Below are 26,975 nucleotides of genomic sequence, written 5' to 3' on the forward strand. Positions count from 1 at the left end.
CTCACGCGCCGACGCGGGCGAACAGGTCAATCGCCGCCGCGGCCGCTCGCTCGTGAATCGCGCGGCGGTCAATGCCCTGCGGATCGACACAGATCGACGGTTCAGCTGCCTTTCCAACGTCCGTCGCTTCCTGAAGGAAGACATAGTGCCCGACCGGTTCATCGAGCCTGCTGACGGCGAATGACGGGTTCTGCTTCTCGAGCCAACGCGTGCACGCCTCGAACGGCGCTTCGGCGTCCGCCGCCCCCGTCATCAGGGCCACGGGTATGTCGATCGATGCGACGCTTTGCGGCTCAAAGGCCCGAACGGTCGGCGCCGGGGCGTAGGCCACGACGGCCCTGATCCGGTGATCGCGCCAGGATTGTCCGTGGCGTGCGACCGATCGACGGAACGTCTCGCTGCTTTGCTCAAGTCGCTTCAACCGATCAGCCAGATCGGGAAACTCTCGCGGACCGCCCATCTCCGGTGCTTCCGTCTGTCGCCATGCCTCGAACAGATCGAGATCGGTCAGCGCGCCGGCCAGGCAGAGGACGGCGTACCCGCCAAGCGAAAACCCGGACGCGAACACACTGTCCGTATCGATCCGGCCAGCAAACGGACCATCGGCGGTCAACAGATCGAGCAGGACCGACAGATCCCTGGCTCGCTCCCACCAGCAGGCAAAGCCCTCCGGCAGATAGGGTTCGATCGACGTATTGCCGTGATGCGACACACCCCATGCGATGAAGCCGCGTTCGGCCAGACGCCGCCCGAGCCAGCCCATGCCGTCCGCCGATCCGCCGGTGCCGTGCGAGAGCAAGACAGTCGGCCATTGGGCGCGTTTTTCGCTGAGACGCGCGTTCGGTGCAATCGGTCCGGACTTGAACCAGGCATCATCGACGCCGTCGCTCAGTTCGACCGTGTCTTGCGCATCCGCCGGATACCATGCCGACCACACCAGCGGCCTTGGGTCGTTCGTGCGCCATGCGGGACGGTCCGGATCGAGACAAAAGCCCGTGGAATAACCTGCCGTGAACATAGACTGATCCGATCGTGGCCAGCGATGAAAAATCAACCCCTGATCAAGCCGGCGTCGATGGCCGCCTGGCGCAGCGAGATTTGCGCGCGCGGGCCCACCTGCTGGATGATCACCGATGCGGCCAGCGCGCCGAGCCGGCCGCACGCCTCCATGTCCATCCCCTTGGTGTAGCCGTAAAGGAAGCCTGCGGCGTAAAGGTCGCCGGCACCGGTGGTGTCGACCAATCGGTCGATATCGTGCGCGTCGACATGGGTATGCGCGCCGCTGCCATTGATGATCATCGAGCCCTTTTCCGAGCGGGTGACGACGGCGATCCTGCAGTCCGCGGCCAGCGCTTCGCGTGCCGTTTCAAGGTCCGCCGTCTGGTACAGCGACTTCGCCTCGTCCTCGTTGGCGAACACGATGTCGACCGTGCCCGATCGCATCAGGTCGAGGAATTCGTCCCGATATCGATCCACGCAGAACGAATCGGACAGGCTCATCGCCACCTCGCGGCCATTTGCATGGGCGACCCCGGCGGTCTCGCGGATCGCTTCCTTGGCGCGCGGCGGATCCCACAGGAAGCCTTCGAAATAGGTCACTTTCGACTGGGCTGCCTTGTCCTCCTCGACATCTTCGGGGCCCAGTTCCACGCAGGCACCCAGATAGGTGTTCATCGAGCGCTCGCCATCGGGCGTCACGAAGATCATCGACCGCGCGGTCGGCGGGTGCCCGTTCAGCGCGCCGGTGTCGAAGGCCACGCCCTGGGCGCGGATGTCGTGGCGATAGATGTCGCCCAGCGTGTCGTCGGCCACCTTGCCGAAGAAGGCGGCGCGGCCGCCAAGGCTTGCAACGCCTGCCGCCGTGTTGCCGGCGCAGCCGCCCGAGGTTTCCACCGCCGGACCCATGCGGTCGTAGAGCAGTTCGGCCCGTTCGGCGTCGATGAGGTTCATCGCACCCTTGATGATGTTGTTCTGGCGTAGAAAATCGTCTTCGGCGCGTGCGATGATATCGACGATCGCATTGCCGATGCACAGGACGTCGTATTGTGTCATGAGTTTTCCCTGTTGAACGGGCAGGGGTTTAACCCGTGCGGCGGCAAAGGTGAAGGGCGCGCCCGTCCCCTCGTTGCAAGCGCCCCGCGCCGTCCCCATCTGACCGCCATGCTCTATCAGGCCGCACGCAAAGCCCTTGGCGAACTGTTCGACCCGGCCCTGCGCCAGGTCCTGTGGAAGTCGGTCGGCCTGACCATCGCCGGCCTGATCGCGATCTGGTTCGCCGTGCGCTGGCTCGTCGAATGGGCGGCGCTGCCCTATCTGACCGCCTTCGTCTCGCCGCTCGCCCTGCCCGAATGGACGGGTCTCGTCGGCGTCTTCGCGGCGATCACGGCGGGCATCGTGCTCGCCATCGCGCTCGCCTTCCTGATCGGGCCGGTCAGCGCCATCATTGCCGGCGTCTTCCTCGACGATGTCGCCGAGCATGTCGAGCGTCAGGACTATCCGGCCGACGCGCCGGGCACGCCGGTGCCGCTGGGCCGTTCGGTCGTGCTGTCCGTCAAGTTCTTCGGCGTGGTGGTCGCCGGCAACCTGGCTGCCCTCTTGCTCCTGCTCGTGCCGGGGATCAATCTGGTCGCGTTTCTGGTGGTCAACGCCTATCTGCTCGGTCGTGAATACTTCCAGTTCGCCGCCATGCGCTTTCACGACGAGGCGACCGTTCACCGCCTGCGCAGCCAGTACTCGGCGACGGTGATCATGGCGGGGCTCCTGATCGCCGGTTTCATGGCGATCCCGATCGTGAACCTGATGACGCCGCTGTTCGGCGCCGCGCTGATGGTGCATCTGCACAAGGCCATCGCCGCGCGCGATGCCGCCTCGGCCCCAGGTTCCGCGCCGGCCTGACGTTCGCCTATCCCGGACGGCCGGCCGCGCGATGCGTGCCGGCCATGGGCAGGGCGAGCAGCGTGTCGATCCGCCGCCCGTCCATGTCGACCACTTCGAGCCGCCACGAGCCGGCGATGATCCATTCGCCGCGTTCGGGCAGCCGGCCCATCCGGTCGAGCACATAGCCCGCAATCGTCGCATAGCGGCGATCCTCGGGCTTTTCGAAACCGAGCAGGTCGGCCGCCTCGTCCACGGGCATGCTTCCCGACACCAGCCACGAGCCGTCGTCGCGCCGCGTCGCGTCCGGCTCCGCCGTGCCCGCATCGGAAACGAACGCGCCCGCGATCGTCTCGAGCAGGTCGGCGGGCGTGACCAGCCCCTCGAAATGCTGGTCGATGTTCTCGACCACCACGACCGGGGTCTGCGCCTTGCGCAGGATATTGACGACGTCGAGCGCGGCGGTTTCCTCGCGCACCAGTTCGACCGGCCGGATCATCGACCGCGGATCGACGGGGCCGTCGCGCAGGGCGGCGAGATAGTCGCGCGTGCGCACGACACCGAGCACCTCCTCGAGCTGGCCTTCGGCAACGGGCAGGTAGGAATGGCGCGTTTCGACGACGCGCGCCTTGATCGTCTCGTGCGGGGCGGTGATGTCGAGCCAATCGACATCGTTGCGCGGGGTCATCAGGCTTGCGGCGTTGCGATCGGCCAGCCGCATGACGCCGGCGATCATCGCGCTTTCCTCGCGCTCGACGACGCCGGCCTTTTCGGCCTGCGCGACGAGCGACCTGATCTCCTCGTCGGTCACCTCCTCGCCTGCTTCGCCGGCCCGGCCGATCAGCCGCATGACGAGCCGGGTCGATGCATCGAGCAGCCACACGGCCGGCCCCGCCAGCCGGGCGAACAGCGTCATGGTCGGTGCGACCAGGCAGGCGATCGCCTCCGGATTGCGCAGCGCCAGCGTCTTTGGCACCAGTTCGCCGATGATCACCGACAGATAGGTGACGACGATGATCACCGCGCCGAAGCCGAGCGTGGCCGCACTCGCCTCGGCCATGCCCATCGCCATCAACGCGCCGGAGGCGGCCTCGCCGAAGGTCTCGGCCGAGAACGCGCCATTGACGACGCCCACCAGGGTGATGCCGATCTGCACCGCCGACAGGAAGCGACCCGGATTGGCGTGCAGCGCCATCGCGCTTTGCGCCCCCGCCCGGCCGCGATCGGCCAGCGCGGCAAGCCGTGCACGGCGCGAGGAGACGACCGCCAGTTCGGCCAGCGCGAACAGGCCGTTCAGAAGAACCAGAGCGACGACGATCAGGAGGCTTGCGAGCATGGGTGCCAGTGGGTTGCGATCAGCCCACCACCTGCGGCGGCAGCGGCACCAGCGGTGCGGGCATGTCGGTCGTCTTGTCCTTGAACTTGCACAGATCGGCGATCACGCAGGCATGGCAGTCCGGCTTGCGTGCCTTGCACACATAGCGCCCGTGCAGGATCAGCCAGTGATGGGCGTGCAGCAGATACGCCTCGGGCACGGTCTTCATCAGCACGGCCTCCACCTCGTCGGGCGTCTTGCCCGGCGCCAAGCCGATGCGGTTGCCGATGCGGAAGATGTGGGTGTCGACGGCGATCGCCGGCACGCCGAAGGCCATTTGCAACACGACATTGGCGGTCTTGCGGCCAACGCCGGGCAGGCTGACCAGTTCCTCGCGCGAGCGCGGCACCTCGCCGCCGAAATCATCGACCAGCTTCTGCGACAGCGCGATGACGTTCTTCGCCTTGTTGCGCCAAAGCCCGATGGTGCGGATGCATTCGCCGACCTTTTCCTCGCCGAGCGCGAGCATCTTTTCGGGCGTATCGGCAAGGGCGAAAAGCTCTTTGGTGGCGCGATTGACGCCGGCATCGGTCGCCTGGGCCGACAGCACCACCGCGACAATCAGCGTGAACGCGTTGACATGGGCCAGTTCGCCCTTCGGCTCGGGCCGTTGCACGGAAAAGCGGCGGAACATCTCGTGCAACTCGTCGCTCGTGTACTTGGTGCGCGGCAGCCGGCGGCGGGGCTTTCTTGCCCGTGCGGCAGTCGTCCTTGCCGGCTTTTTCTCTTGGCCCGCGCTCATGACCGCCTATAATTCGATGCCATGACGATGACCGCCCCGGAGATCGGATCGACGCAGCCCGCCGAACGGCCGTTGTTCGCCGCCGAACTCGTACCGCATCGCTCGCTCACGCCGCGCGGCTTTGCACTGTTGATGACGGTGTTTGCGGCCATTTGCGCGGGCAATGCTGTCTTCTACTTCACGCTCGGCGCCTGGCCGGTGGCGATCTTCCTGGGCTTGGACGTACTGCTTCTTTTCATCGCGATCAAGCTGAGCTTCCGCTCCGGCCGCGCCCGCGAGGAAGTGACCGTCACGCGCTCGAACGTGCATATCCGCAAGATTTCCCCGAACGGTCGGCACTCCGATCACCACTACAATCCGTTCTGGGCGCGCTTCCACATCGATCGGCACAGGGAAATCGGGATCACCGCCATGCGCCTGTCCGGCCAGGGGCGCGCGACGACGCTCGGCGCCTTCTTGAACCCGGACGACCGCGAAAGCTTCGCCATGGCCTTCTCGCGGGCCCTGGCGACGGCAAAGGGCTGACGGGCGCAAGTTTCGGGTGGCGGCCGGGCCGTTCCGGTGCGAGACAGACGCACCGCAACCATCGCCGGACCAAGACCATGGCCGAGCCGCAAGCCGTCCTGACCCGACCCGCCGATATCGGCAGCCACGACTACGACATCGTCCGCCGCGTCATCGAGATGATTTCCGAGGACTGGCGCGACCAGCCCTCGCTCGAGAGCCTGGCCGCGCGGGTCGGCATGGCGCCGACCGCGCTGCAAAAGCTCTTCACCCGCTGGGCCGGGCTGTCGCCCAAGGCGTTTCTGCAGGCGGTGACGCTCGACCATGCGCGGCGTCTTCTGGCCTCCGACATGCCGCTGCTCGAGACCGCTTTCGAGCTCGGGCTGTCCGGACCCGGTCGGCTGCACGATCTGTTCGTCACGCATGAGGCGATGTCGCCCGGCGAGATCAAGGCGCGCGGCGCCGGGCTGACCGTGCGCTATGGCTATCATGTGTGCCCGTTCGGCATCGCGCTCGTCATGGTCACCGACCGCGGGCTGTGCGGTCTGGCGTTCTGCGATGCCGGCGGCGAGCGCGCGGCGTTCGACGACCTGAGCCGGCGCTGGCCCCATGCGGCGTTCGTCGAGGACATGGCCGCGACCGGTCCCTATGCGGCGCGCATCTTCGCGCCCGGGCGCTGGCGCCAGGACCAGCCCCTGCGCGTCGTGCTGATCGGCACCGATTTCCAGGTCAGCGTCTGGGAAGCGCTGCTCGAGATCCCGATGGGCAGGGCCGAGGCCTATTCCTCCATCGCCGAACGCATCGGCCGGCCGAAGGCGGCGCGCGCGGTCGGCGCGGCGATCGGCGCCAATCCGCTGTCCTTTGTCGTGCCGTGCCATCGCGCGGTCGGCAAGTCCGGGGCGCTGACAGGCTATCACTGGGGCCTGACACGCAAGCGCGCCATGCTGGGCTGGGAAGCAGGGCAGTTGGCCGGCGGTCAGACGGCGGACGCCCACAATCGCCAGCCTGCATAGCCGAAAACGGCGGCCAGCATCCCCTCGATCGCCCTGCGTGCGCGCCGGTACGCCGCCATCATGATCGGCGAGGCGAAGACGAGCGCATAGCCCTGGAAGACGAAGGCGCCGATCACCAGACAGATGGCAAGGGTGACCACGAGCACGGGCGTGCCGCCGCCGCTTGTCTGCGTGAGCGCGACGATCGCGATCCAGGCCAGAACGGCCTTGGGATTGGTCAGGTGCAGGAGGGCGCCGCGCCGGAAGTGGCCGGACAGCGATCCCGCCCCGCTCGTGACGCCTTGCGCCGGTCCGGCCGAGAGCGCACTGCGCAGCGACTTGAAGGCAAGCCAGCCAAGATAGGCCGCGCCGGCCATCTTCATGGCCGTCAGCCCCCAGGCGACCGTGCTCAGCCAGGCCGAAAGGCCGACCGCCGCAGTCACCGCCCATGTGAACGAGCCGACCTGCACACCGGCAGCGAACGCCATGCCCGCCGCGCGTCCCTTCGCCATGGAGGTCCCCATGATGCCGAGCGTCGCCGGACCCGGACTTGCCGCGGCGACGGTGAAGACGGCGAAAACGGCCATCATCGCCGGCCAGTGCTCGGCGAGCAGCGTGAGGACATGGGTCATGAGCATCTCGTCTATCTGTCTGTCCGGACGCGCGTGGCAGCCGTGTGAACCAACCGTTCGCCGATTCCCAAGGCGCCCTTTTCGCGGGTCAGTGGGCCTTCGACATGTCCCCCAGCACTTCCTTCGACGCCACGGTCGAATCGGCGTGCAGGCGGTAGACCATCGGCACCCCGGTGGCGAGATTGAGCTTGGTGATGGTGTCGGGCGTATGCCGGTCGAGCACCATGACCAGTGCCCGCAGCGAATTGCCATGGGCCGAGACCAGCACGGTCTGCGCGCGCAGCACGCGCGGCAGGATCTCGGTCATGTAATAGGGCCAGACCCGCGCGCCGGTGTCGCGCAGGCTCTCGCCATCCTCGCCGGGCGGCGCGGTGGCATAGGAGCGGCGCCAGACATGCACCTGCTCCTCGCCCCATTTCGCGCGAGCGTCGTCCTTGTTCAGGCCCGTCAGGTCGCCATAATTGCGCTCGTTGAGCGCCTTGTCGTGAATGGTCTCGAGGTCGGGCTGGCCGACACCCTTCAGGATGATGTCGTTGGTCCGCTCGGCGCGGATCAGGACCGAGGTGAAGGCGATGTCGAAGTGAAAGCCCTTTTCGGCCAGTGCCCGGCCCGCCTCGGTCGCCTCGGCGACGCCCTGTTCGGTCAGGTCGACATTGTGCCAGCCCGTGAACAGGTTCTTCTTGTTCCATTCGCTCTGTCCGTGGCGGACCAGAACCAGTGTGCCGGACATGTTCTTCTCCCAGGTCAGTTAGCTCAATTGCGAAAGGCCGAGGACGTCGCGCATCGAGTAGAGCCCGGCGGGACGTCCGACCGCCCACAGCGCGGCCTTCACCGCCCCGCGCGCGAAGATGCCGCGATCCTCGGCGTGATGAGACAGCGTCACGCGCTCGCCCGGCCCGGCCATGATCACCGAATGCTCGCCGACCACCGAGCCGCCGCGCAGCGTGGCAAAGCCGATCGTGCCGGCCTCGCGCGCACCGGTATGCCCGTCGCGCACCCGCACCGAATGGTCATCGAGATCGACCTTGCGTCCGGCGGCCGCGGCCGCGCCGAGCAGCAGCGCGGTGCCGGAGGGCGCGTCGACCTTGTGCCTGTGGTGCATCTCGAGCACCTCGATGTCCCATTCCGCCGCCTCGAGCGCCCTTGCGGCCTGCTCGACGAGAACGGACAGGAGTATCACGCCCATCGCCATGTTGCCGGACTTGACGATCGGTGTGCGTTCGGCGGCGCGTGCGATCGCCGCATCGTCTTCGGCGCCAAGGCCCGTCGTGCCGATGATGTGGGCAAGGCCCGCCGCGGCCGCGCGTTCGGCGAAGGCGCGCGTCGCCGCCGGCGCGGTGAAATCGAGCACCGCGTCGGCCCCGGCGAACGCCGTCTCGGGATCGTCGGTCACCGCGATGTCATTGCTGCCGACGCCGGCCATCTCGCCCGCATCGGCGCCGATCACGTCCGCCCCTTCGCGTTCGAGCGCGCCCGCAAGCCGCGTCGATGCGTCCTCGGTCACCGCCCTGATCAGTGCCCGGCCCATGCGCCCGCCGGCGCCGACCACCGCGATCGATCTGATTTCGCTCATGCCTGCCCTCCGCCGGCGCGCCTGCGGCCGCTCGCTGCCATGGTCCCGGTTGCCGCCATATCGTCGTCCGGCGCGGCGCGGACCGTGCCGCCGCCGCTCATGCCCAGCGTGTTCAGCCTGGCATAGAGCCCGCCGTGGCGCGTGGCCAGTTCGGCATGCGTACCGGTCTCGACGACACGGCCCTGATCCATCACGATGATGCGGTCGGCCGACACGATCGTCGACAGCCGGTGCGCGATGACGATGGTCGTGCGCCCGGCCATCACCTCCTCGAGCGCCTGCTGCACCAGCTTCTCCGATTCGTTGTCGAGCGCCGAGGTCGCCTCGTCGAGCAGCAGGATCGGCGCGTTGCGCACGATGGCGCGTGCGATGGACAGTCGCTGGCGCTGGCCGCCCGAAAGCGTCACACCGTTCTCGCCCAGCGGCGTGTCGTAGCCCGCCGCCTGCGCGGTGATGAAGTCATGCGCATTGGCCTGCCGCGCGGCGGCCTCGATTTCGCCATCGCTCGCATCGGGCCGGCCGAAGCGGATGTTTTCGGCGATCGTGCCCTCGAACAGATAGGGTTGCTGCGAGACGAACGCGATCTGCCCGCGCAGCGAGGCGGCGGTGACGCCGGCGATGTCCTGGCCGTCGATGCGGATCGCGCCCGCCGCCGGGTCGTAGAAGCGCTGGATCAGCGCGATCACGGTGCTCTTGCCGGCGCCGGAGGGACCGACAATGGCCGTGGTCCGGTTGGCCGGCGCGGTGAATGTCAGCCCGGCGAGCACTTGCGTGCCGTCGGCATAGGAAAAGTCGACGCCGTCGAACACGATCTCGCCCGCCGCCACCGCCAGCGCGGTCGCATCGGGCCTGTCGCCCTGGCGCTCGGGCATGTCGAGGATCTCGTAGATCATGCGCGCATTGACCATCGCCTTTTCCAGATTGACCTTGAGCTGGCCGAGCCGCCGGGCCGGATCGGCTGCGAGCAGCAGGGCGGTGATGAAGGCGAACGTTGCCCCGGGCGGCTGGCCCTGGTTGACCGCGCGCAGCCCGGCATAGGCGATCACGCCGGCGACCGCGAGCCCGGCGAAGATCTCCGCGGCCGGGTTCACGCGTTCGACGATCGCCGCCAGCCGGTCGGCCTTGGCGCGGGCCCGTTCGATGATCGTGCCGATGCGCGCGCCAAGCTGCTCTTCCATGGTGAAGGCCTTGACGACGGTGATGCCCTGCACCGACTCCTGCATGGTGCCGACAACGCGCGAGTTGAGCTCCACCGTGTCGCGCACCACCGATCGGATACGCGCCGACACCCAGGCCACCGCCACGATCAGGATCGGCGCGACCGCGAGCACGATCAGCGACAGGAGCGGATCCATCGTCACCATGACGACGACCAGCCCGACCAGCGCGATCAGGTCGCGGCCGAGCGCGGTCAGGGTCAGCGACAGCACGTCGCGGATGCCGTTGACGTTTTCGGCGATGCGCGCGGCCAGATGCCCCGACCGCGCCTCGGTGAAAAAGCCCACGCCCAGCCGCATCAGCTTGTCGAAGACGCGGCTCTGGTAACGGGCGACCAGATCGTTGCCGATGCGCGCCAGCACCACCGCCTGCACATACATCGCCACCCCGCGCAGCAGGAAAACCGCGACGATCGCGCCGGCAATGCCGACGATCAGGTCGCCGCGCTGGCGCACGAAGATCTCGTTGACGACGTCCCGCGTGATCCAGGCGACGAACGCCGTGGTCAGGCCGATGATCACCAGGCAGACGATGGTCACGGCGTAGTGGCGCGCGTAATCGCGGCCGTTCTCGGCGACGATGCGCCTGAGGATCGGCAGCACGCCCCGAGCCAGCCGCAAGGCGCCTTCGGTCGGTCTTGTCGGATCACTCGCCATGAAAGGACGCTCTATCCCATCGGCGCCGGTCTGCACAGGGTCGCTGCGATGCGCGCGAAGCCGTCGTCCAAGATGGTCAACGCTTCCAGTGCCGGCCTTCGAGCGACACGCCGAAACGCGAAGGCGTGCGCGCATAGGCTGCCAGCCCCTCCATCGGCGCGCGGTCGTGCGTGATCGCATAGGTCGGCATGGCGGCGATCATCGCCTGATGCGGTGCCTTGTTCTCGAAGCCCGCCCGGAACCGCGCGCGATCGAAGAAGGGCAGGATCTTCTGCGTGATCCCGCCGGTCAGATAGACGCCGCCGCGCGCCATGAAGATCAGCGCCAGGTCGCCGGCCACGCGGCCCAGATACTCGGCGAACAGCGACAGCGTTTCCACCGCGGCGGCATCGCTGCCGTCCCGGGCGGCGGCGGTGATCGCCGCCGGCGTGTCGAGCGTGGGCGGTGCGCCGTTTGCCCTGCATACCGCGCCATAGAGATTGACCATGCCGCTGCCGCACAGCACCTGTTCGCCGGACACGCGCCCGCCGATGCGTTTGATATGCGCAAAGACCTCCAGATCGCGGTCGGTCTGCGGACCCAGATCGACATGTCCTCCCTCGCCCGCCACCGGAATCCAGGTTCGCGCCGCGTGCACGAGCCCGGCGACACCGAGCCCCGTGCCCGGCCCGATGACGACGCGGTTGGAGGCCGGATCGCGAACGCCGCCGCCGATCTGCTCGAGATTGTCTTCCTCCAGCGCCACAACGGCAAGCGCCTGGGCCTCGTAATCGTTCAGGATGACCACCTCGTCGAAGCCCAGATCGGCGATCATGCCGCGCGGCCGCACGACCCAGTCGCAATTGGTCAGGTCGATCTCCTCGCCATCGGTCGGCCCGGCCACGGCGAGCACCGCGCCGCGCGGCATCACCGAGGTCTGGTCGAGCACATGGGTCTGGATGGCTTCATCGAGCGTGGCGAAGTCGCGCGTGCGAATGGAGGCAAAGACCTTCGGTTCGGCAAAGGCGTCCACGATGATCGCAAAGCGGGCATTGGTGCCGCCGATATCGGCGATCAGCGTGGGAAAGGGAAGAACAGTCGTGTTCGATCCGGAAGTGCTAGGCATTGACCGTTCCCATATGCCTTTTCAGGAGCGCGTTCAGCAGGATTTCCGCGGTCGCCGCATTGAGCGCCATGGGAATGTCGTAGACGATCGCAAGGCGCATCAGCGCCTTGACGTCGACATCATGGGGCATCGGCGTGAGCGGGTCGACGAAAAAGACCAGGGCATCGATTGCCCCTTCCGCGATCATGGCGCCGATCTGCTGATCGCCGCCCAGCGGGCCGCTGCGCAACCGCTCGACGGCCAGCGCGGTGTTCGATTCGGCGATGCGGCCGCCGGTCGTGCCGGTGGCGACGAGCCGGCAGCGCCCGAGCAGCGCCGCGTGCCGGCGCACGAAGGCGACCATGTCGTCCTTTTTCTGGTCGTGCGCGACCAGCGCAATGGTCAGGGCATCCGGCATGGCGGTTCAATCGATTTAGGCGGCGCCAGCCTGTTAGCGCACTTTGCGCCGGCATGAAAGGCGCGATTGGCGGCCCCGCCGCGATTTGTCGGCGCGGAACCTCTTGCGGCCGTTGCGGACCGTCGGTCCCGCGTTCATTCCGGTCGCGCGGTGGGGATCGGCAGCCGCGCGGCCGAAGGCAGCGCGATGCGTCCGAGCGCCGGGTCCGGGGCGGTCGAGGGCACGGCCGAAGCCATCATGATCGAGCGGTCGAACTGCGCCGAATAGGTCGCCAGGCTCTCGCTTGCCGGTTGCGGTGCGCGCAGCAGCGGCCCGCAGGCATCCGGCAGGTCGGCGAGCACGGTGTCGCGCCGCGGCCGCGGCTTGGCCACCGGCTTGGGGTCCTTTGGCGGCGGCGGCGGGTTGAACCACCAGTCGAGCGGGGCGCCGCAATCATTGCCGCTGGTGGGCACCGGCTTTTGCGGGCGGCAGTCGGGCGAGTCGTCCGGGCAGACCATGCGGATGTGGAAATGATAATGGTGCCCGCGCACCGGCCGCAGCTTGATCATCCAGGGATCGTTGGCCGGATCGTCGCCATACAGTTCGCACATCTTCTTCTTGATGCCGGGATTGACCAGCACGCGCTCGATCTCGTCATAAGAGGCCGCGCGCTGCAACAGCCGGGCATGGGCCGGCGTCCAGACCTGGGGATTGATTTCCATCGTGCCGGGCTTGAGCACGGATATGGCGCTCATGTCGCGGCGCTCGGCCGGCGTCAGGCGCCGGTCGGGCATCTTGGTCAGCCACAGATCGGCGTCGAGCCCGGTCTGGTGCGACCGGTGACCGGTCAGCATCGGCCCGCCGCGCGGCTGGGCGATGTCGCCGACGAGAAGGCCGGGCCAGCCCTCGTCAACCGCTTCGTCGGCAAGGCGCTGGATGAGCGCGATCAGTTCGGGATGGCCCCAGCGGCGATTGCGTTCGAGCCGCATGGCCTGCCAGTTCGGCCCGTCGACGGGCATGGCCACCGCGCCGGCGATGCAGCCGCCCGAATAAAAGCCGTGCACCCGCGGCGCGCTCGCCGAGGGCAGGTCGGTGTTGCCGAAGAGCTGCCGCGCCGGCTCCTGCGCCTGGGCGGGCGCCGGCGCGAGAGCGCCGATCAGCGTCATTGCGCAAAAGGCAAGCGCCATGGGCCTGCCCCGCAGGTTCGACACGGCGCGCATGGCGCCGGTGAAGGAAATGTTCATCGACATGTGCTCTTGTGTCCTGCGCCCCATCTGGCGCCAGAATACTGCGTCGGCGCCGCGCTTCCAAGCGTTGCAACCGAATGTGATTGCAAGCGACCCTTCGGCACCCTACCCATGATCATCACCTGGCCGCGAAACGGAGCGAGACGGTGACCGAAGCGGACAGATCCGCCGAGCCAATGGCGCACGCACCCGGCCGCGGGGACGCCGACCGCGGCGGCCGGCCGCGCGCCGCAACAACGCCGCTTGGGCGGCTTTGCAGCTTCGCCGCCGCCGGTGGCAGCGGCTTCGTGATCGATTTCGGCGTGCTCTATCTGATGCTCGCCTTCACGCCGTTGGGCCCATTTGCCGGCCGCCTCGTCTCCATCGCCTGCGCGATGGTCTCGAACTTCCTGATCAACCGCACCTTCACCTTCGGTGCGAGCGGACGGTCGATCCTCACCGAGGGCGCGCGCTATTCGTCGATCGCCGCGCTCGGCGCCGGGCTCAACTATGTGGTCTATGCCGGCCTGTTGCTCGCCATGCCGGGCTTTTCGCCGTTCTGGGCGACCTTCATCGCCGTGGCCCTGGTGTCGGTCTTCTCCTATCTGGGCTATGCGCGCTTCGTCTTCCGCCGGTGAGGCGGACGCCCTAAAAAATCGCGCCCGGGCGCGCCATATGAGGGCCATGGCATTTGCATTCTTCGAACATGGCCACGCCATCCACCGCCGTCACCGCACCATCAACCGGCTGCATACCTGGCTGCTGGTCGGCGGGTCGCTTGCGCTGCTGGCGGTGACCGCCTGGGCGATCGCCGGAACAATCGGCATCGTCTACGCCCTCGTCTTCGGCGTCATCAGCCTGCTTGCGGCGCGCAACGTCTCGCCGGACATGGTGCTGCGCATGTACAAGGCCCAGCCTGTCAGCCCTGTCAACTTTCCGGCCGGCTACAGGCTGATCCAGGAACTGGCGCGCCGTGCCAGCCTGGACCATCCGCCAAGGCTCTATGTCGTGCCCTCGCGCATGATGAACGCATTTGCCGTCGGCCGTCCGGATCGCTCGGCGATCGCGGTGACCGACCAGCTCGTGCGCCACATGACCATGCGCGAGCTCGCCGGTGTCCTCGCCCACGAGGTGACGCATATCCGCAACGACGATCTGAAGGTGATGAGCCTGGCCGATGTGGTGTCGCGTCTGACATCGACGCTGTCGACGGTCGGCATCATCGCGATCGTGTTCAACCTGACCGGCTTCTTTCCCACCGTGCCCTGGCTCGGCATCCTGGCCATGATCGCCGCGCCGACGATCGGCAGCCTGCTGCAGCTTGCGCTGTCGCGCACGCGCGAGTTCGACGCCGACTACGGCGCGGCCATGTTGACCGGCGATCCCGATGGGCTTGCCGCGGCGCTGCAAAAGCTCGAACATGCCCATCGCCGCCGGCTCGAGGCGATGATGCTGCCGACCGGCCGCATGGCCGAACCGTCCATGCTGCGCTCGCATCCGCGCACCGAGGAGCGCGTCGAGCGGCTCCTGGCGCTCAAGCAGTCCATGCTGCCCGGACCGGCCGGGCCCGTCGGCGTCGCCGAGGGCCGGCACATCCCCATCCGGCGGCCCGGCGGCTCGGTGCCGACCGTTCGTCCGCGCTGGCGCCGCGATGGGCGTGCCGATCGCGACTGGTTCGACTTCGCCCGCAGCCGGCCGCATGTCGCGCCGGTCATCGAGGGCGAGGAGGCCGATTGCCCCGGCTGCGCCGAAAGCCTGCATGCGCCCGCCGACGACGCCCCGCGCATCCGCTTTGCGCGCGGCGGCGTGTGGTGGTAGCGCTCACACCGGTTGGCGCTGGCCCGTTTCTGCGGCGCGATAGATCGCATCGATTGCGCGCTGATTGGCGACCGACTGTTCGAGCGTGAAGATCGGCTGATCCTCGCCGCGCACATGTCGCACGAAGGCATCGATCTGATGCTCGTATTGATGCACGGCCGGAAAGGCGAAGACCCGCGCCTGGGTGTGGCCGGCATCGTGCACGATCACCTTGTCGGAATCGTAGATGCTGGCATTGAAGGGCGATTGCACTTCGATGAAACCCGCATCGCCATGGAACACCATGACCTGCCGCGCGGCGAGCTGTGTCGCCACGTAGAAGGCCAGATCGAACCCGTCGAACCGCATGGCGACGTTGGCGTAGATGTCGGTGCCGAAATCGGCGTCGCGTTCCATGATGGCGGTGACGTCCAGCGGTTCCTGGCCGGTGACGAAGCGCGTGGCGACCGTCGGATAAACGCCGATATCGGGCAGCGCCCCGCCGCCCAGTTCGGGCATGTTGCGCATGTTCGTCGGATCGCGGTTGAAGTAGGAGAACGCGCCCTGCACCATGCGCAGCCGGCCGATCGCCCCTTCGGCGATCAATGCGCGCGCCTTCAGCCATTGCGGATGATATGTCACCATGAACGCCTCGGAGACGACCACGCCCGCCGCATCGCGCGCCGCGATCACCGGCGCGATGTCCCCGGCGTTCAGCGCCAGCGGCTTTTCGACCAGCACATGCTTGCCGGCCTGCGCGCCCCGGATCGCCCATTCGACATGCTGGGACGTCACCAGCGGGATGTAGATGCCGTCGACGACGTCCGACTCCAGCATCGCCTGATAGCCCTCGAAGGCATGGGCGATGTTGAACCGGCGCGCGAAGTCGGCCGCCCGGCCGGCATCGCGGCTGGCAACCGCCGTCACCACGCTGCTGTCGCTCTGCATGATGGCCGGCACCACCTGTTCGCGCGCGATCTTCGCCGTCGAAACGATACCCCAGCGAAACATCATCGCCCTCCCGTTCCCGATTTCTTCACGATCGACCATTGGCCCGTTCGCGGATCTGCGCCAGCGTCCAGTCGCGCTTGAGCGCGCCGTCCTCCCACACCGTTTCGAGCAGGTTCCGCCGGTCGCCGAGATCCTTCAGCGGCACGGCGACCGGTATGTCGCCTTCCATCACCACCGCCTGGCGATAGCGCTTGGAGGCCTTGCCCGGATCGGTCTTGGGATCCTTGGCGATCCCGTGCCAGGTGCCGTCCTTGTCCTGGCGGGCATTGGCCTTCATGGCAAAGCGCAGCGTGTCGCGGTTGACCTTCTGGAGCAATCCCGCGCCCATGCCGAAGGCGAGGTTCTCGGCCGACCAGCCGCGCTCGACCATCGACCCGAGCAGGATGCGGATGGTGCGCGGGTTGACGCCGTCGCCCTGGATGACGCGCACGCAGGGCGACAGCACCTTGTAGCCTTTCGTGTTGACCGAAAAGCCGAAGATCTCGCCCAGCATCTCGATCGTGTCGATGGGCACGCGCGTTGCATCGCCCGAATCGGGCCGGACCACGAGCGTGCCGCCCATCTTCTCGACCTTCTCCTTGAGCTCCTCGCCCCAGATGTTGCGGACCGCGCGGAACAGGTCGTAGCTGTCCGATACGACGGCGACCAGCTTTCCCTCGCCGCCGAACCGGGCGATCATGTTCTCATAGGCCGCCGCCTCGCGCGCCTCCCCCCAGCTCGTCATGGTCGAGTGCTCGGCGGCGGGGATGGAGATGCCGGCCATCGGCTCGTGGTAGAAGCGCCGGCCATAGACGAGCCCAGCCACCGTGTCCGTACCCAGGAAACTGACCAGATGCGCCACGCCGCCAAGGCCGGCCTGCTCCAGGCTCGTCGCCCCGCGCGCGCCGAAATCGTGCAGCCGCGTCGGCAGGACATCGGAAGGCGTGTCGCAGGTCTTCTCCAGCGTTTCGGCGATCATCTGCCGCACATGCCAGGACACCGTGGCGACGGTCGAGGGATACCAGACCGCGCGCAGGAGCGCGGTTTCAAGGAAGGTCGGCAGCCAGAAGAAGTCCGGATCGGTGTTGCGCACCTGCACCATGGGCGTGCCGGCAGGCACCAGCATACCTTCGGGCAGCGCCTCGATCGTCACGGGCAGATAACCGCCATGACGATCGACCAGGGTCTCCCAGCCGGGTCGGTTGAAGGGCAGGCCATGGGCGGTGACCAGCGCCTCGGCCTCCTCGACATCGGCCGCCGTGACCGGCCGCGCAAGATAGGCCTTCAGGAACATCTGCAGCCCGAAGAACAGCGCGGTGTCGTACTCGCCGCCGCGCCGGGACTCGATGTAGGCCGAGATGCCCGCCGTCTCGGGCGGGTACTGCGCGTAGTGGGAGTATTTGTAGCTGTCGGTGTTGAGGATGAAGTTCATGACCGGCTCCGCCCGATGCAGGACAGCGTTTTGTCAGAGGCATCGGCAAGGGGCAAGGTGCGCGGAGCCCCGATCCGTACGGCTGGCACGCCTAAGACCTGCGGCCACTTCCGGCAGCTCGGTGAACTCACCTGGCGCGGCGGCCAGGTTGTGCGCATGAAACATCCGGCTCATCGCAGCCGTGTTCATCCAAAATGGCGAACCGGCATGTTTCGCTCCCGGCCGGTCGGGCAAGCGCGGGACGCTATGAACGCAACACGCCGCTCGTCGCCTTCTCGACGCTGGCCACGATCCTGCCGCTCAGTGCTTCCAGATCCTCGTCCGTCAGCGTTTTCTGGGTCGGCTGGATCTCCACTTCCAGCGCCACCGATTTGCGGCCCGCGCCGACCGCTTCGCCCGCATAGACGTCGAACACCTTGACCCCGGCGATCAGTGCCTTGTCGGCGCCGGCGATGGCGCGTGTCAACGTGCTCGCGGCGACGGTTTCGTCGACCACGAAGGCGAAATCGCGCGTCACCGCCTGGAAGGGCGAAACGTCGAGCCGCGGCCGTGTACGGGTCGCCTTTCTCTTGGGCTCGGGCAGCGCGTCGATGAACACCTCGAAGCCGCAGGCCGGACCCTTCACGTCGAGCACCTCCAGCGTGCGCGGGTGGAACTCGCCGAAATGGCCCAGCACGAGTTTCGGCCCCAGCTTGATCACGCCGGACCGGCCCGGATGATACCAGCCCGGCGCGCCCGGCTCGACCATCAGCTTGTCGACCGGCGCGCCGCAGGCCTCGAGCGCGGCCAGCGCATCGGCCTTGGCATCGAACACCTCGACCGTACCGGCATCGCCGTCCCAGGCCCGGCCCGGCCCGGTCAGCTTCGCCGTGCCGCGGCGTATGCCGCCGGCGACGCGGCGCTGGCCTTGCGGTGTGTCGCTCTGATAGGTGCCGGCGACCTCGAACAGCGCGACATCGCCATGGCCGAAATTCGCGTTGCGCTGGGCCGCCGACAGCAGTCCGGGCAGGAGCGAGGGTCGCATGTCGCTCATCTCGGCGGCGATCGGGTTGGCGAGCTTGAGCGAGGCGGCCCCGCCGCCGAAGGCTTCGGCATGGGCGGCCGAGATGAACGACCAGGTCACCGCCTCCATCATGCCGCGCGCGGCCAGCGACCGCCGCGCGGCGCGGGTGCGGGTCTGTTCGGTCGTCAGGATCTTCGTGTTCACCGCATCGTGGCCGGCGAGCGGCACCGGCGCGACGTTGTTGACGCCGTGGATGCGCATCACCTCCTCGACGATATCCGCCTTGCCGTCGACATCGGGGCGCCAGCTCGGCACGGTGACCTCGGCTCGCTCGTTGTCTCCGGTGATGCCGAAGCCGAGCCTGGTGAGGATGTCGCGGCTTTCAGCCGGCGAAACATCTGCACCCGTTAGCCGGCGTACTTCCGCAAAGGGAAAGCCGATCGTTTTCGGAGCCGGCCGGTGATAGCCGACGACGCGGGCCTCGGTCGGCGTGCCGTCGCAAAGCTCGGTGACCAGCTGCGTCGCCAGGTCGAGCCCGGGCACCATGAATTCGGGGTCGACGCCGCGCTCGAAGCGGTAGCGCGCGTCGGTGATGATGCCGAGATCGCGGCCCGTGCGGGCGATGTTGCGCGGGTTCCACAGCGCCGATTCGATCAGCACGTCGACAGTGCCCTCGTCGCAGCCGGACGCCTCCCCGCCCATGATTCCGGCGATCGATTCGGGACCGTTATCATCGGCGATCACGCACATGTCCCCGGTGAGCGTGTAATCGCGCCCGTCGAGACCGACGATCGTCTGACCGTCCCGCGCGCGGCGCACGACAAGGTCGCCGGCGACCTTGCGCGCATCGAACACATGCAGCGGCCGTCCCCAGCCGAAGGTGACGTAATTGGTGATGTCGACGAGCGCGTTGATCGGCCGCAAGCCGATGGCGATCAGCCGCTGCTGCATCCATTGCGGGGAGGGACCGTTGGTCACGCCCTTGACCATGCGCAGGGCAAAGCCCGGGCACAGATCCGGCGCGTCGATGGTCACGCGCACCGGGCAGTCGCCAGAGCCTTTTGCCGGCGTAATGTCCACCGGCTTCAACGTGCCGAGCCCGGCCGCGGCCAGGTCGCGGGCGATGCCGTGAACGCCGGTGCAGTCGGGCCGGTTCGGCGTCAGCCCGATTTCGATCACCGGATCGTCGAGCCCGGCCCATGCGGCGAAGGGCTGGCCGACCGGTGCGTCCTCGGGCAGGTCGATGATGCCGGTATGCTCGTCCGACATCTGCAACTCGCGCTCCGAGCACATCATGCCATGGCTTTCCACGCCGCGGATCCTGCCCACCGAGAGCTCCAGGTCGATGCCCGGCACATAGGTGCCCGGCGCGGCGAAGGCGCCGACCAGCCCGGCGCGCGCGTTTGGCGCCCCGCAAACGACCTGCACCGGCTTGCCGTCGCCGGCATCGACCCTCAGCACCTTCAGCCTGTCGGCATCGGGGTGCTGTTCGGCGGTGAGCACGCGGGCGATGGTGAACGGGGCGAACCGCGCCTTGTCGTCCACCGCCTCGACCTCAAGGCCGATCATGGTCAGCGTGTCGACGATCTCGTCGAGTGTGGCGTCCGTGTCGAGATGGTCCTTAAGCCAGGACAGGGTGAATTTCATCGGTTCGGTCTTTCGGTGATGGGATCAGGCGGCTTGATCGGGCGCTTTCGCATCGGGTGCCTTCCAGCCCAGAAGCAGGGCCTTGATCGATACGCCCTCGTCGATGGCTGGCCACCAGACACCGCTGAACTGAAGCTCCACCTCGGCGCGCTCGGCGGCAGAGGCTTGCTCCAGATAGGGATACCACCACAACGGCGCGCGGATCTGGCGGCCGTCGGCCAACGTGGCGTACACGTATCGGTCGTCGCACCACGCGGCAACCGGGCGTGTCCCTTCGGTCTCAAACTCCAAAGAAGTCATTCCACGATCCAATCCAATCGTTCTGATGGTTCGAGACAACCGCAAGGAGCCGACTGATCTCCTGCTCGTTATAGCCGCGATTGTAGGCAACACTCAAATCGCGCAGCCATACTTTTGCGGCTTTGCCGCCCTTGACGACGTGGACATGCGGCGGTTCCGGGCCATCGGAGGCATAGAAGCGGAACTTGTGCCCGCGCCAGATCAGCAGCGTCGGCATCTCACCCGCTCAGCCCTCCGAACAGCGTCGGCATGTCGAGCGGGCGGAAGCCATAATGTTTCAGCCAGCGCACATCGGCATCGAAGAAGGCGCGCAGGTCGGGCATGCCGTATTTGAGCATGGCGAGCCGATCCATCCCCATGCCCCAGGCAAAGCCCTGATAGACGTCCGGATCGAGCCCGCCGGCGCGCAGCACGTTGGGATGCACCATGCCGCAGCCCAGGATCTCCATCCAGTCATTGCCCTCGCCAAAGCGCACCTCGCCCGGCCGCGACCGGTCGCACTTGATGTCCACTTCGAGGCTCGGCTCGGTGAACGGAAAGAAGGACGGCCGGAACCGCATATCCACATGCGGCACCTCGAAGAATGCCTTGCAGAACTCTTCCAGCACCCATTTCAGATGCGCCACCGTCGCGGTCCGGTCGACGACCAGCCCTTCGAGCTGGTGAAACATCGGGGTGTGCGTCGCATCCGAATCGTGACGATAGGTCTTGCCGGGAATGACGATGCGGATCGGCGGTTCCTGCGCCTCCATGGTGCGGATCTGCACCGGGCTCGTGTGGGTGCGCAGCACCTTGCTCTCGCCGTTCTCGTCGGGCGCCAGGAAGAATGTGTCGTGCATCTCCCGCGCGGGGTGGTCGGCCGGGAAGTTGAGCGCGGTGAAATTGTAGTAGTCGGTCTCGATGTCCGGCCCCTCGGCGATCGAAAAGCCCATGTCGGCGAAGATCGCCGTCAGCTCGTCCACCACCTGGCTGATCGGGTGTATGCGCCCGGCCTCGGCGGGCGAGCTGCGCACCGGCAGCGTGACGTCGACCGTCTCTGTGGCAAGGCGCGCCTCGATCGCCGCCGCGCGCAACTCCGCCTTGCGGGCATTGATGGCCTCGGTGACGCGCGCCTTGAGCCCGTTCAGCGCCGGGCCCAGCACCTGGCGCTCCTCGGGGCTCATCCTGCCCAGCGTCTTCATGCGTTCGGAGACGACACCCTTCTTGCCGATGGCGGCGATGCGCACCGCCTCGATCGCCGCCTCGTCGGACGCGGCAGCGATGTCGCCCATCAGATCGTCTTCAAGGCGCGCCAGTTCGTCGGGCACGGTTTGGCTCATCGCGTTCATCACAGCTCTCGTCGATCGTTTCGGCTTTGGTTTGTCACAGTCGGTCCACAAAGAAAACCCGCCTCCGGCGGTGGCCAGAAGCGGGTTCTCAAACAGGTTCGGAACGGTTGAGACTCGCGCTGGCCTAGCGGACAGCGCCCTCAAAGGCGTTCGGCGTGGTGTCTTTCAGATAGGCAAGGGAGCCCTTTGCCTGCTCGACCACGGCGGCGAAGGCCGCCGGCTCGTGAATGGCCATGTCCGAAAGCACCTTGCGGTCGATCTCGATGCCGGCCTTGTTCATGCCGTCGATCAGCCGGCCATAGGTCAGGCCGTGCTCGCGCGCCGCCGCGTTGATCCGCTGGATCCACAGCGAGCGGAAATTGCGCTTTCTGACCTTGCGGTCGCGATAGGCGTACTGGTCGGCCTTCTCGACGGCCTGCTTGGCGATGCGGATGGTGTTCTTGCGCCGGCCGTAATAGCCCTTGGCGGCCTTGAGAACCTTCTTGTGTCGGGCGTGCGCGGTGACGCCGCGTTTGACGCGTGCCATGATGGATGCTCCTGGGCTCGAACTGCGATCGGACGGCGCTCAAAGGCCGTACGGCATGAACTTCTTGACGATCTTGGTATCCGGCTCGGACAGCACCATCGTGCCGCGCGCCTTGCGGATGAACTTGTTGGACCGCTTGATCATGCCGTGCCGCTTGCCCGCGGCCTGCACCTTCACCTTGCCCGTGGCGGTGGTCTTGAAGCGTTTCTTGACCGAAGACTTCGTCTTCATCTTGGGCATTTTGCTCTCCGTTTTTCGTGTGCGCGCCGGTCTGCTGCACAGACGCTCCGCACGGCACGTTCGAAACCATGAACGGTGATCGATCGATCCTGCCGCGCTTCGCTCGGTTTCCCGACAGCTTGACTTGTCAGCATTGAGAACCGGCACGGCATGCCCTGCCGGCCGGTCCGGACCGCGCGCCTATAGACCGAAAACGGCCCGCGCGCAACCGTGTCGCCCCGGCGCGCCGACGGCGGGGTCGGCTTCGGCCAGGGGCGGGCGCGGGGCCTATTTCGGCGCCAGCACCATCATCATCTGGCGGCCTTCCAGCTTGGGCTCGGCCTCGACCTTGGAAATGTCCTGGACTTCCTCGCGCACCTTGTTGAGCAGCTGCATGCCCAGTTGCTGGTGCGCCATCTCGCGGCCGCGGAAGCGCAACGTCACCTTGACCTTGTCGCCCTCCTCGAAGAAGCGTTTGACCGCCCGCATCTTCACATCATAGTCGTGCGTGTCGATGTTCGGGCGCATCTTCACTTCCTTGACCTCGACGGTCTTCTGCTTCTTGCGGGCGGCGGAGGCCTTTTTCTGCTGCTCGTATTTCAGCTTGCCCAGGTCGAGGATCTTGGCGACGGGCGGCTTGGCGTTGGGCGAGATCAGCACCAGGTCCAGGCCGGCCTCCTCGGCCATGCGCCGCGCATCGCGCGTTTCGACGACCCCGCGGTTCTCGCCGTCGGAATCGATAAGCTGGACTTCGTGATCGCGAATGTCGTCATTGGCAGGCGGGCCGGATTTCTGCGGCGGCGGCGCTCTGAATGGTCTGCGAATTGTCGTATACTCCGTGTCGTTCAGGGGACGGGTGAATTCTGCGTCGGCCGCTATGTCGGCATTGACGCGGCCAAGTCAATACCACGATCGACGGCGAAAATCACGGTATTTCGGGCTTCACAGCTCGTTACCGATCGAAGATAAGGCCGTGCGGGGCGAGGCCGAAGACCAGCGGGAGCACCATGACCGGGCACAGCATCGAGGTTGGCGGCGCATCCATCGCGGTACGCCACAGGACCGGCGCCGCGCCGGGGCTCGTATGGCTGGGCGGCTACCGCTCCGACATGGACGGCACCAAGGCGCTGGAGCTTGATCGGTGGTGCGCCGAACGCGGCCTTGCCAGCACGGCATTCGACTATTCGGGCCACGGCGCCTCGGGCGGCGACTTCATGCAGGGCACGATCTCGCGCTGGCTGGGCGAAGCGATGGCCGTGGTCGAAGCCTTCGCACGCAAGCCGGTGATCCTCGTCGGCTCGTCCATGGGCGCCTGGATCGCCTTGCGCATGGTGCAGGAGCGCAATCGCGGCGCGCCCGACGATCCCGTTGCCGGCCTGCTTCTGCTGGCGCCGGCGCCGGACTTCACCAGCGAGCTGCACGAGCCGCACCTGACCGAGGCGCAGCGCCGCGATCTTGTCGAAAAGGGATATTTCGAGGAGCCCACGCCCTACGGCCCCGAGCCGAACGTCTTCACCCGGGCGCTGTTCGCCGACGGCGAGCACAACCGCGTCATGACCGGTCCCATCGACACCCACTGTCCCGTGCACATCATCCAGGGCCAGGCCGACCCGGACGTGCCGTGGCAGCACGCCCAGCGCCTGTTCGAGCTGTTGTCCAAGGACGATGCGACCATCGCCTATATCAAGGACGGCGATCATCGCCTGTCGCGCCCGCAGGACATCGAGCGCATCCTCGCCGCGGCGGACGAATTGGTGAGCACCGCACGGATCGGGCCTTGAACCGGCCGCGCTTTTCGTCCTTCACGGCCGCCCTCGTCGCCTCCTCGGTCGGCTTTGGCGGCACCATGGCGCTTGTCCTCGGCGCCGCGCAATCGGTCGGCGCGACCCAGGCGCAGACAGCGAGCTGGGTGACGGCGATCTGCATTGCCGTGGGCCTGGAGACGCTGGTCCTGACGCTCTGGTTCCGCATGCCGATCGTCGCCGCCTGGTCGATTGCCGGCCTCGCGCTGGTCACCGCCAGCACCGGATATTCGATCCACGAGGCTGTCGGAGCCTTCCTGATCGCCGGCCTGCTGATCATGGCGACCGGGCTGTTCGGCCCGCTCATGCGCGCCGTCGAGGCGATCCCGGCGGCTCTGGCGGCCGGCATGCTCGGCGGCATATTGCTGCCCTTCGTCATCGGCGGGGCGCAGGCGGCGCAGGCCGACCCGGCCTTCATCCTCCCGCTGGCGGCGGGCTTCTTCATCCTGCGCCTGTTCAACCCCTCGCTCGCCGTCGTCGCCATCATCGTCGCCGGCACCCTTTGGGCGCTTCTGAGCGGCCGCGCCGAGGCCGAGTTCGCGATCGGTCTGTCGCCTCTCGTGTTCATCGCGCCCGAGATCACCGTGGGCGCGCTGTTCGGCCTGGCCCTGCCGCTCTACATCGTCACGATGGCCTCGCAGAACCTGCCGGGGCTGGCGGTCCTGCGCGCCGACGGGTATGCGCCGCCCGCCGGACCGGTGGTCGCCGTCACCGGCGCCTTTTCGGCGTTGACCGCGCTGTTCGGCGCGTCCTCGACCAATCTTGCCGCAGTCACCGCCGCCATCTGCACCGGCCCCGAGGCCCATCCCGATGCCGACAAGCGCTGGCAGACCGGCCTGTGGTATGCCGGCATCTATGGCTTTCTGGCCTTGTTCGGCGCCTCCATCGTGGCGCTGGTCGCCGTCCTGCCGCCGACCTTCGTGGCGCTGGTGATCGGTCTGGCCGTGCTGACGCCGCTCGCCAACGCCACGCGCCTTGCCGTTGCCGTCGAGCAGGACCGGCTGGCAGCCATCGTCACCTTCGCGGTGACCGCCTCGGGGGTGACGTTTTTCGGCGTGGGCGCCGCCTTCTGGGGCCTGATGCTGGGCCTTGGCGTGCATTTTTTGTCACTGACAAGACCTTGATATTGCATCGGGTTTGACCGCGCCGCGCCGCCAGGACGCGGCTGGAAGCTTGCGCGGCTCGCCGACCGTCACCATGTCGATGGCGTGGCGGACACACCGCCGTTACCGAACAATGGGGTGTAGTGAACATGACACAGACTGCAATGATCCGGCCCGCATGGACGCCCGCCACCATCGGCTTGATGGTTCTGGGTTTCATCGTGTTCTGGCCGCTCGGCCTTGCGATGCTGGCCTATATCCTGTGGGGCGACCGTCTCGACGAGTTCAAGGGCGGGGTCAACCGCGCCACCGACGACATCGCGCGGACCTTCGGCCGCGGCCGCGCGCAGGCAAGCGCGCGCACCGGCAATGTCGCCTTCGACGACTGGCGCGAGGCTGAACTCAAGCGCATCGAACAGGAGCGCCGCAAGCTCGACGAGATGCGCGAAGAATTCGATTCCTATCTGCGCGAGTTGCGCCGTGCCAAGGACCAGCAGGAGTTCGATGCCTTCATGGCGGCCCGCAAGTCCAGGACCGATACCGGCGCCACCGACGATGGCGAGCCCAGGAACGGTTCCGTGCCGGGTGTCCGACCGAACGAGGGCTGATCGGGACCGCAAGTCTCGCCTGACACGTCTCCTATGACACTGCCATTGGCAATGTCGTTCCGGGTCCGCGCAAGCGGGCCCGGTTTTTTTGTCGGCTCGGCGCCGAATCGCGGTAGATTGCGGCCATGGCCGCCTTGTCTCCCAATCAGCCCGGCCCGGCGCGGGCCGACCGTTACGAGGTCGCCGGCCGCACGGTGGCGCTCGCCATCGTCGAACATCCGCGCGCCCGCCGTTTGACCCTGCGCGTCCAGCCCGGCGATCGCGGCATCAAGGTGACCGTCCCGCCCGGCATCGGCCGGCGCGAGGTCGACCGCTTCCTTGACCGCCATCGCGGCTGGCTCGCCGACAGGATCGCCGCCCAGCCCGACCGGCCGCAGGTGCGCGCCGGCATCAAGCTGCCGGTGTGCGGCGTCAATCACCTGATCGTCCACCGCCCCGGCCGCGGCCTGACCGAAACCACCCGCGGGCATGCCGGCCCCGAACTGATCGTGCGCGGCGGCGCCGACCATCTGCCGCGGCGCGTCGCCGACTTCCTCAAGGCGCGGGCGCGCCAGGAGATCGAGCCCCTGGTCGCCCGCCACGCGGCGACGGTCGGCCGCAAGGTCGCCTCGATACGCTATCGCGATACGGTGAGCCGCTGGGGGTCCTGCTCGTCGGCGGGCCATCTGTCCTTTTGCTGGCGCATCGCCATGGCGCCGCCGGCGGTGATCGACTACCTCGTCGCCCATGAGGTCGCCCATCTGCGCCACATGAACCATGGCCCGCGGTTCTGGGCGCTGTGCGAGGAGCTGTGCCCCGACACGAACCGCTGCAAGGCCTGGCTGAAACGCAATGGCGGCAAGCTCCAGGCCATCGTGTTCTGACCGGCCTGTCCGCCCGCCGTCGGTGCTGTCCGCTTTGCGCGGCGGAAATCGGCCATGCCACTCGACTCCGGCGCCATTGCCGCG

Annotated in this window: 29 protein-coding genes; 9 read left to right on the forward strand and 20 right to left on the reverse strand. The window is 67.4% G+C overall.

The genetic code is table 11. The annotated features are described in order from the left end of the window. Nucleotide 1: 1 nt before the first annotated feature. Both RBB34_RS00735 and RBB34_RS00740 read right to left on the reverse strand, forming a co-directional pair. Complete coding sequence (locus RBB34_RS00735) at nucleotides 2–1,018, reverse strand: hypothetical protein (protein WP_306117262.1); 1,017 nt, start codon at nucleotides 1,016–1,018, stop codon at nucleotides 2–4. 32 nt (nucleotides 1,019–1,050) lie between these two features. After that, entirely contained in the window at nucleotides 1,051–2,052 is a 1,002-nt protein-coding gene (locus RBB34_RS00740; RefSeq protein ID WP_306117263.1) for an adenosine kinase, read from the reverse strand. 108 nt (nucleotides 2,053–2,160) lie between these two features. Here RBB34_RS00740 and RBB34_RS00745 point away from each other — a divergent pair, with 108 nt between their 5' ends. Continuing rightward, nucleotides 2,161–2,895 (forward strand): sulfate transporter family protein, encoded by a 735-nt coding sequence (locus RBB34_RS00745; RefSeq protein ID WP_306117264.1) that lies wholly within the window; start codon nucleotides 2,161–2,163, stop codon nucleotides 2,893–2,895. A 7-nt stretch (nucleotides 2,896–2,902) separates the two neighbouring features. Here the strand turns inward: RBB34_RS00745 and RBB34_RS00750 are convergent, their stop codons facing one another. Then, complete coding sequence (locus RBB34_RS00750; protein ID WP_306117265.1) at nucleotides 2,903–4,210, reverse strand: hemolysin family protein; 1,308 nt, start codon at nucleotides 4,208–4,210, stop codon at nucleotides 2,903–2,905. 19 nt (nucleotides 4,211–4,229) lie between these two features. Continuing rightward, on the reverse strand, nucleotides 4,230–4,991 hold the full coding sequence (gene nth, locus RBB34_RS00755; RefSeq protein ID WP_306117266.1) for an endonuclease III: 762 nt from the start codon (nucleotides 4,989–4,991) through the stop codon (nucleotides 4,230–4,232). Nucleotides 4,992–5,012: 21 nt separating this feature from the next. On the opposite strand from nth, the gene RBB34_RS00760 reads away from it, so the two are divergent. Together RBB34_RS00760 and RBB34_RS00765 are read left to right on the forward strand one after the other, a co-directional pair. After that, the gene (locus RBB34_RS00760; protein ID WP_306117267.1) at nucleotides 5,013–5,516 is read left to right on the forward strand and encodes a DUF2244 domain-containing protein; all 504 of its coding nucleotides are present in this window, start codon (nucleotides 5,013–5,015) and stop codon (nucleotides 5,514–5,516) included. Between the two features lie 77 nt (nucleotides 5,517–5,593). Continuing rightward, nucleotides 5,594–6,508, forward strand: a complete 915-nt coding sequence (locus tag RBB34_RS00765) for a bifunctional helix-turn-helix domain-containing protein/methylated-DNA--[protein]-cysteine S-methyltransferase (RefSeq protein WP_306117268.1) — start codon at nucleotides 5,594–5,596, stop codon at nucleotides 6,506–6,508. Here RBB34_RS00765 and RBB34_RS00770 read toward each other — a convergent pair. The 7 genes from RBB34_RS00770 to mepA all read right to left on the reverse strand — a co-directional run bounded on the left by RBB34_RS00770 (nucleotide 6,472) and on the right by mepA (nucleotide 13,297). Next, entirely contained in the window at nucleotides 6,472–7,119 is a 648-nt protein-coding gene (locus RBB34_RS00770; RefSeq protein ID WP_306117269.1) for a LysE family transporter, read from the reverse strand. The genes RBB34_RS00765 and RBB34_RS00770 overlap by 37 nt on opposite strands. Before the next feature lie 88 nt (nucleotides 7,120–7,207). Then, entirely contained in the window at nucleotides 7,208–7,849 is a 642-nt protein-coding gene (locus tag RBB34_RS00775; protein WP_306117270.1) for a 2,3-bisphosphoglycerate-dependent phosphoglycerate mutase, read from the reverse strand. Nucleotides 7,850–7,867: 18 nt separating this feature from the next. Then, complete coding sequence (gene dapB, locus RBB34_RS00780; RefSeq protein WP_306117271.1) at nucleotides 7,868–8,692, reverse strand: 4-hydroxy-tetrahydrodipicolinate reductase; 825 nt, start codon at nucleotides 8,690–8,692, stop codon at nucleotides 7,868–7,870. Beyond that, the gene (locus RBB34_RS00785) at nucleotides 8,689–10,566 is read right to left on the reverse strand and encodes an ABC transporter ATP-binding protein (protein ID WP_306117272.1); all 1,878 of its coding nucleotides are present in this window, start codon (nucleotides 10,564–10,566) and stop codon (nucleotides 8,689–8,691) included. The genes dapB and RBB34_RS00785 overlap by 4 nt, the downstream gene beginning before the upstream one ends. Before the next feature lie 76 nt (nucleotides 10,567–10,642). Then, a complete protein-coding gene (locus RBB34_RS00790; RefSeq protein ID WP_306117273.1) occupies nucleotides 10,643–11,671 on the reverse strand; it encodes a glucokinase in 1,029 nt (342 codons plus the stop codon). Then, entirely contained in the window at nucleotides 11,664–12,068 is a 405-nt protein-coding gene (locus RBB34_RS00795; RefSeq protein ID WP_306117274.1) for a methylglyoxal synthase, read from the reverse strand. Before RBB34_RS00795 ends, RBB34_RS00790 begins: the two co-directional genes overlap by 8 nt. Before the next feature lie 134 nt (nucleotides 12,069–12,202). Continuing rightward, nucleotides 12,203–13,297 (reverse strand): penicillin-insensitive murein endopeptidase, encoded by a 1,095-nt coding sequence (mepA, locus tag RBB34_RS00800; protein ID WP_306117275.1) that lies wholly within the window; start codon nucleotides 13,295–13,297, stop codon nucleotides 12,203–12,205. A gap of 143 nt (nucleotides 13,298–13,440) precedes the next feature. Here mepA and RBB34_RS00805 point away from each other — a divergent pair, with 143 nt between their 5' ends. Together RBB34_RS00805 and RBB34_RS00810 are read left to right on the forward strand one after the other, a co-directional pair. Further along, nucleotides 13,441–13,911, forward strand: coding sequence for a GtrA family protein (locus RBB34_RS00805; protein WP_306117276.1), 471 nt, complete (start codon nucleotides 13,441–13,443; stop codon nucleotides 13,909–13,911). Between the two features lie 46 nt (nucleotides 13,912–13,957). Further along, entirely contained in the window at nucleotides 13,958–15,091 is a 1,134-nt protein-coding gene (locus RBB34_RS00810; protein WP_306117277.1) for a zinc metalloprotease HtpX, read from the forward strand. Nucleotides 15,092–15,094: 3 nt separating this feature from the next. Here the strand turns inward: RBB34_RS00810 and RBB34_RS00815 are convergent, their stop codons facing one another. From RBB34_RS00815 to infC, 9 genes are all read right to left on the reverse strand, one after another. After that, nucleotides 15,095–16,081: a Gfo/Idh/MocA family oxidoreductase gene (locus RBB34_RS00815; RefSeq protein WP_306117463.1), complete on the reverse strand. Its 987-nt coding sequence runs from the start codon at nucleotides 16,079–16,081 to the stop codon at nucleotides 15,095–15,097. A gap of 25 nt (nucleotides 16,082–16,106) precedes the next feature. After that, nucleotides 16,107–17,492 (reverse strand): nicotinate phosphoribosyltransferase, encoded by a 1,386-nt coding sequence (locus RBB34_RS00820; protein WP_306117278.1) that lies wholly within the window; start codon nucleotides 17,490–17,492, stop codon nucleotides 16,107–16,109. Nucleotides 17,493–17,736: 244 nt separating this feature from the next. Next, nucleotides 17,737–20,142 (reverse strand): phenylalanine--tRNA ligase subunit beta, encoded by a 2,406-nt coding sequence (gene pheT / locus RBB34_RS00825; RefSeq protein ID WP_306117279.1) that lies wholly within the window; start codon nucleotides 20,140–20,142, stop codon nucleotides 17,737–17,739. 24 nt (nucleotides 20,143–20,166) lie between these two features. Further along, entirely contained in the window at nucleotides 20,167–20,442 is a 276-nt protein-coding gene (locus RBB34_RS00830; RefSeq protein ID WP_306117280.1) for a DUF2442 domain-containing protein, read from the reverse strand. Continuing rightward, nucleotides 20,423–20,659: a DUF4160 domain-containing protein gene (locus RBB34_RS00835; protein ID WP_306117281.1), complete on the reverse strand. Its 237-nt coding sequence runs from the start codon at nucleotides 20,657–20,659 to the stop codon at nucleotides 20,423–20,425. The genes RBB34_RS00830 and RBB34_RS00835 overlap by 20 nt, the downstream gene beginning before the upstream one ends. Before the next feature lies 1 nt (nucleotide 20,660). Next, nucleotides 20,661–21,761, reverse strand: a complete 1,101-nt coding sequence (gene pheS, locus RBB34_RS00840) for a phenylalanine--tRNA ligase subunit alpha (protein WP_306117464.1) — start codon at nucleotides 21,759–21,761, stop codon at nucleotides 20,661–20,663. Between the two features lie 133 nt (nucleotides 21,762–21,894). Next, nucleotides 21,895–22,296: a 50S ribosomal protein L20 gene (gene rplT, locus RBB34_RS00845; protein ID WP_306117282.1), complete on the reverse strand. Its 402-nt coding sequence runs from the start codon at nucleotides 22,294–22,296 to the stop codon at nucleotides 21,895–21,897. A gap of 39 nt (nucleotides 22,297–22,335) precedes the next feature. After that, a complete protein-coding gene (gene rpmI, locus RBB34_RS00850; protein WP_306117283.1) occupies nucleotides 22,336–22,536 on the reverse strand; it encodes a 50S ribosomal protein L35 in 201 nt (66 codons plus the stop codon). 267 nt (nucleotides 22,537–22,803) lie between these two features. Then, a complete protein-coding gene (gene infC / locus RBB34_RS00855) occupies nucleotides 22,804–23,340 on the reverse strand; it encodes a translation initiation factor IF-3 (RefSeq protein ID WP_306117465.1) in 537 nt (178 codons plus the stop codon). Between the two features lie 182 nt (nucleotides 23,341–23,522). Between infC and RBB34_RS00860 the strand changes: the two genes are divergently transcribed. From RBB34_RS00860 to RBB34_RS00875, 4 genes are all read left to right on the forward strand, one after another. Then, nucleotides 23,523–24,296, forward strand: coding sequence for an alpha/beta hydrolase (locus RBB34_RS00860; RefSeq protein ID WP_306117284.1), 774 nt, complete (start codon nucleotides 23,523–23,525; stop codon nucleotides 24,294–24,296). Nucleotides 24,297–24,361: 65 nt separating this feature from the next. Continuing rightward, entirely contained in the window at nucleotides 24,362–25,441 is a 1,080-nt protein-coding gene (locus tag RBB34_RS00865; RefSeq protein WP_306117466.1) for a benzoate/H(+) symporter BenE family transporter, read from the forward strand. A 128-nt stretch (nucleotides 25,442–25,569) separates the two neighbouring features. Further along, nucleotides 25,570–26,028 carry a DUF2852 domain-containing protein gene (locus RBB34_RS00870; RefSeq protein WP_306117285.1) on the forward strand — a complete coding sequence of 153 codons (459 nt, stop codon included), beginning with the start codon at nucleotides 25,570–25,572 and terminating at the stop codon, nucleotides 26,026–26,028. A 125-nt stretch (nucleotides 26,029–26,153) separates the two neighbouring features. Beyond that, entirely contained in the window at nucleotides 26,154–26,891 is a 738-nt protein-coding gene (locus tag RBB34_RS00875; RefSeq protein WP_306117286.1) for a M48 family metallopeptidase, read from the forward strand. Nucleotides 26,892–26,975 lie beyond the last annotated feature (84 nt).

Origin of the sequence: Roseitalea sp. MMSF_3546 (assembly GCF_030732865.1) — a bacterium.
Taxonomy (GTDB): Bacteria; Pseudomonadota; Alphaproteobacteria; order Rhizobiales; family Rhizobiaceae; genus Roseitalea.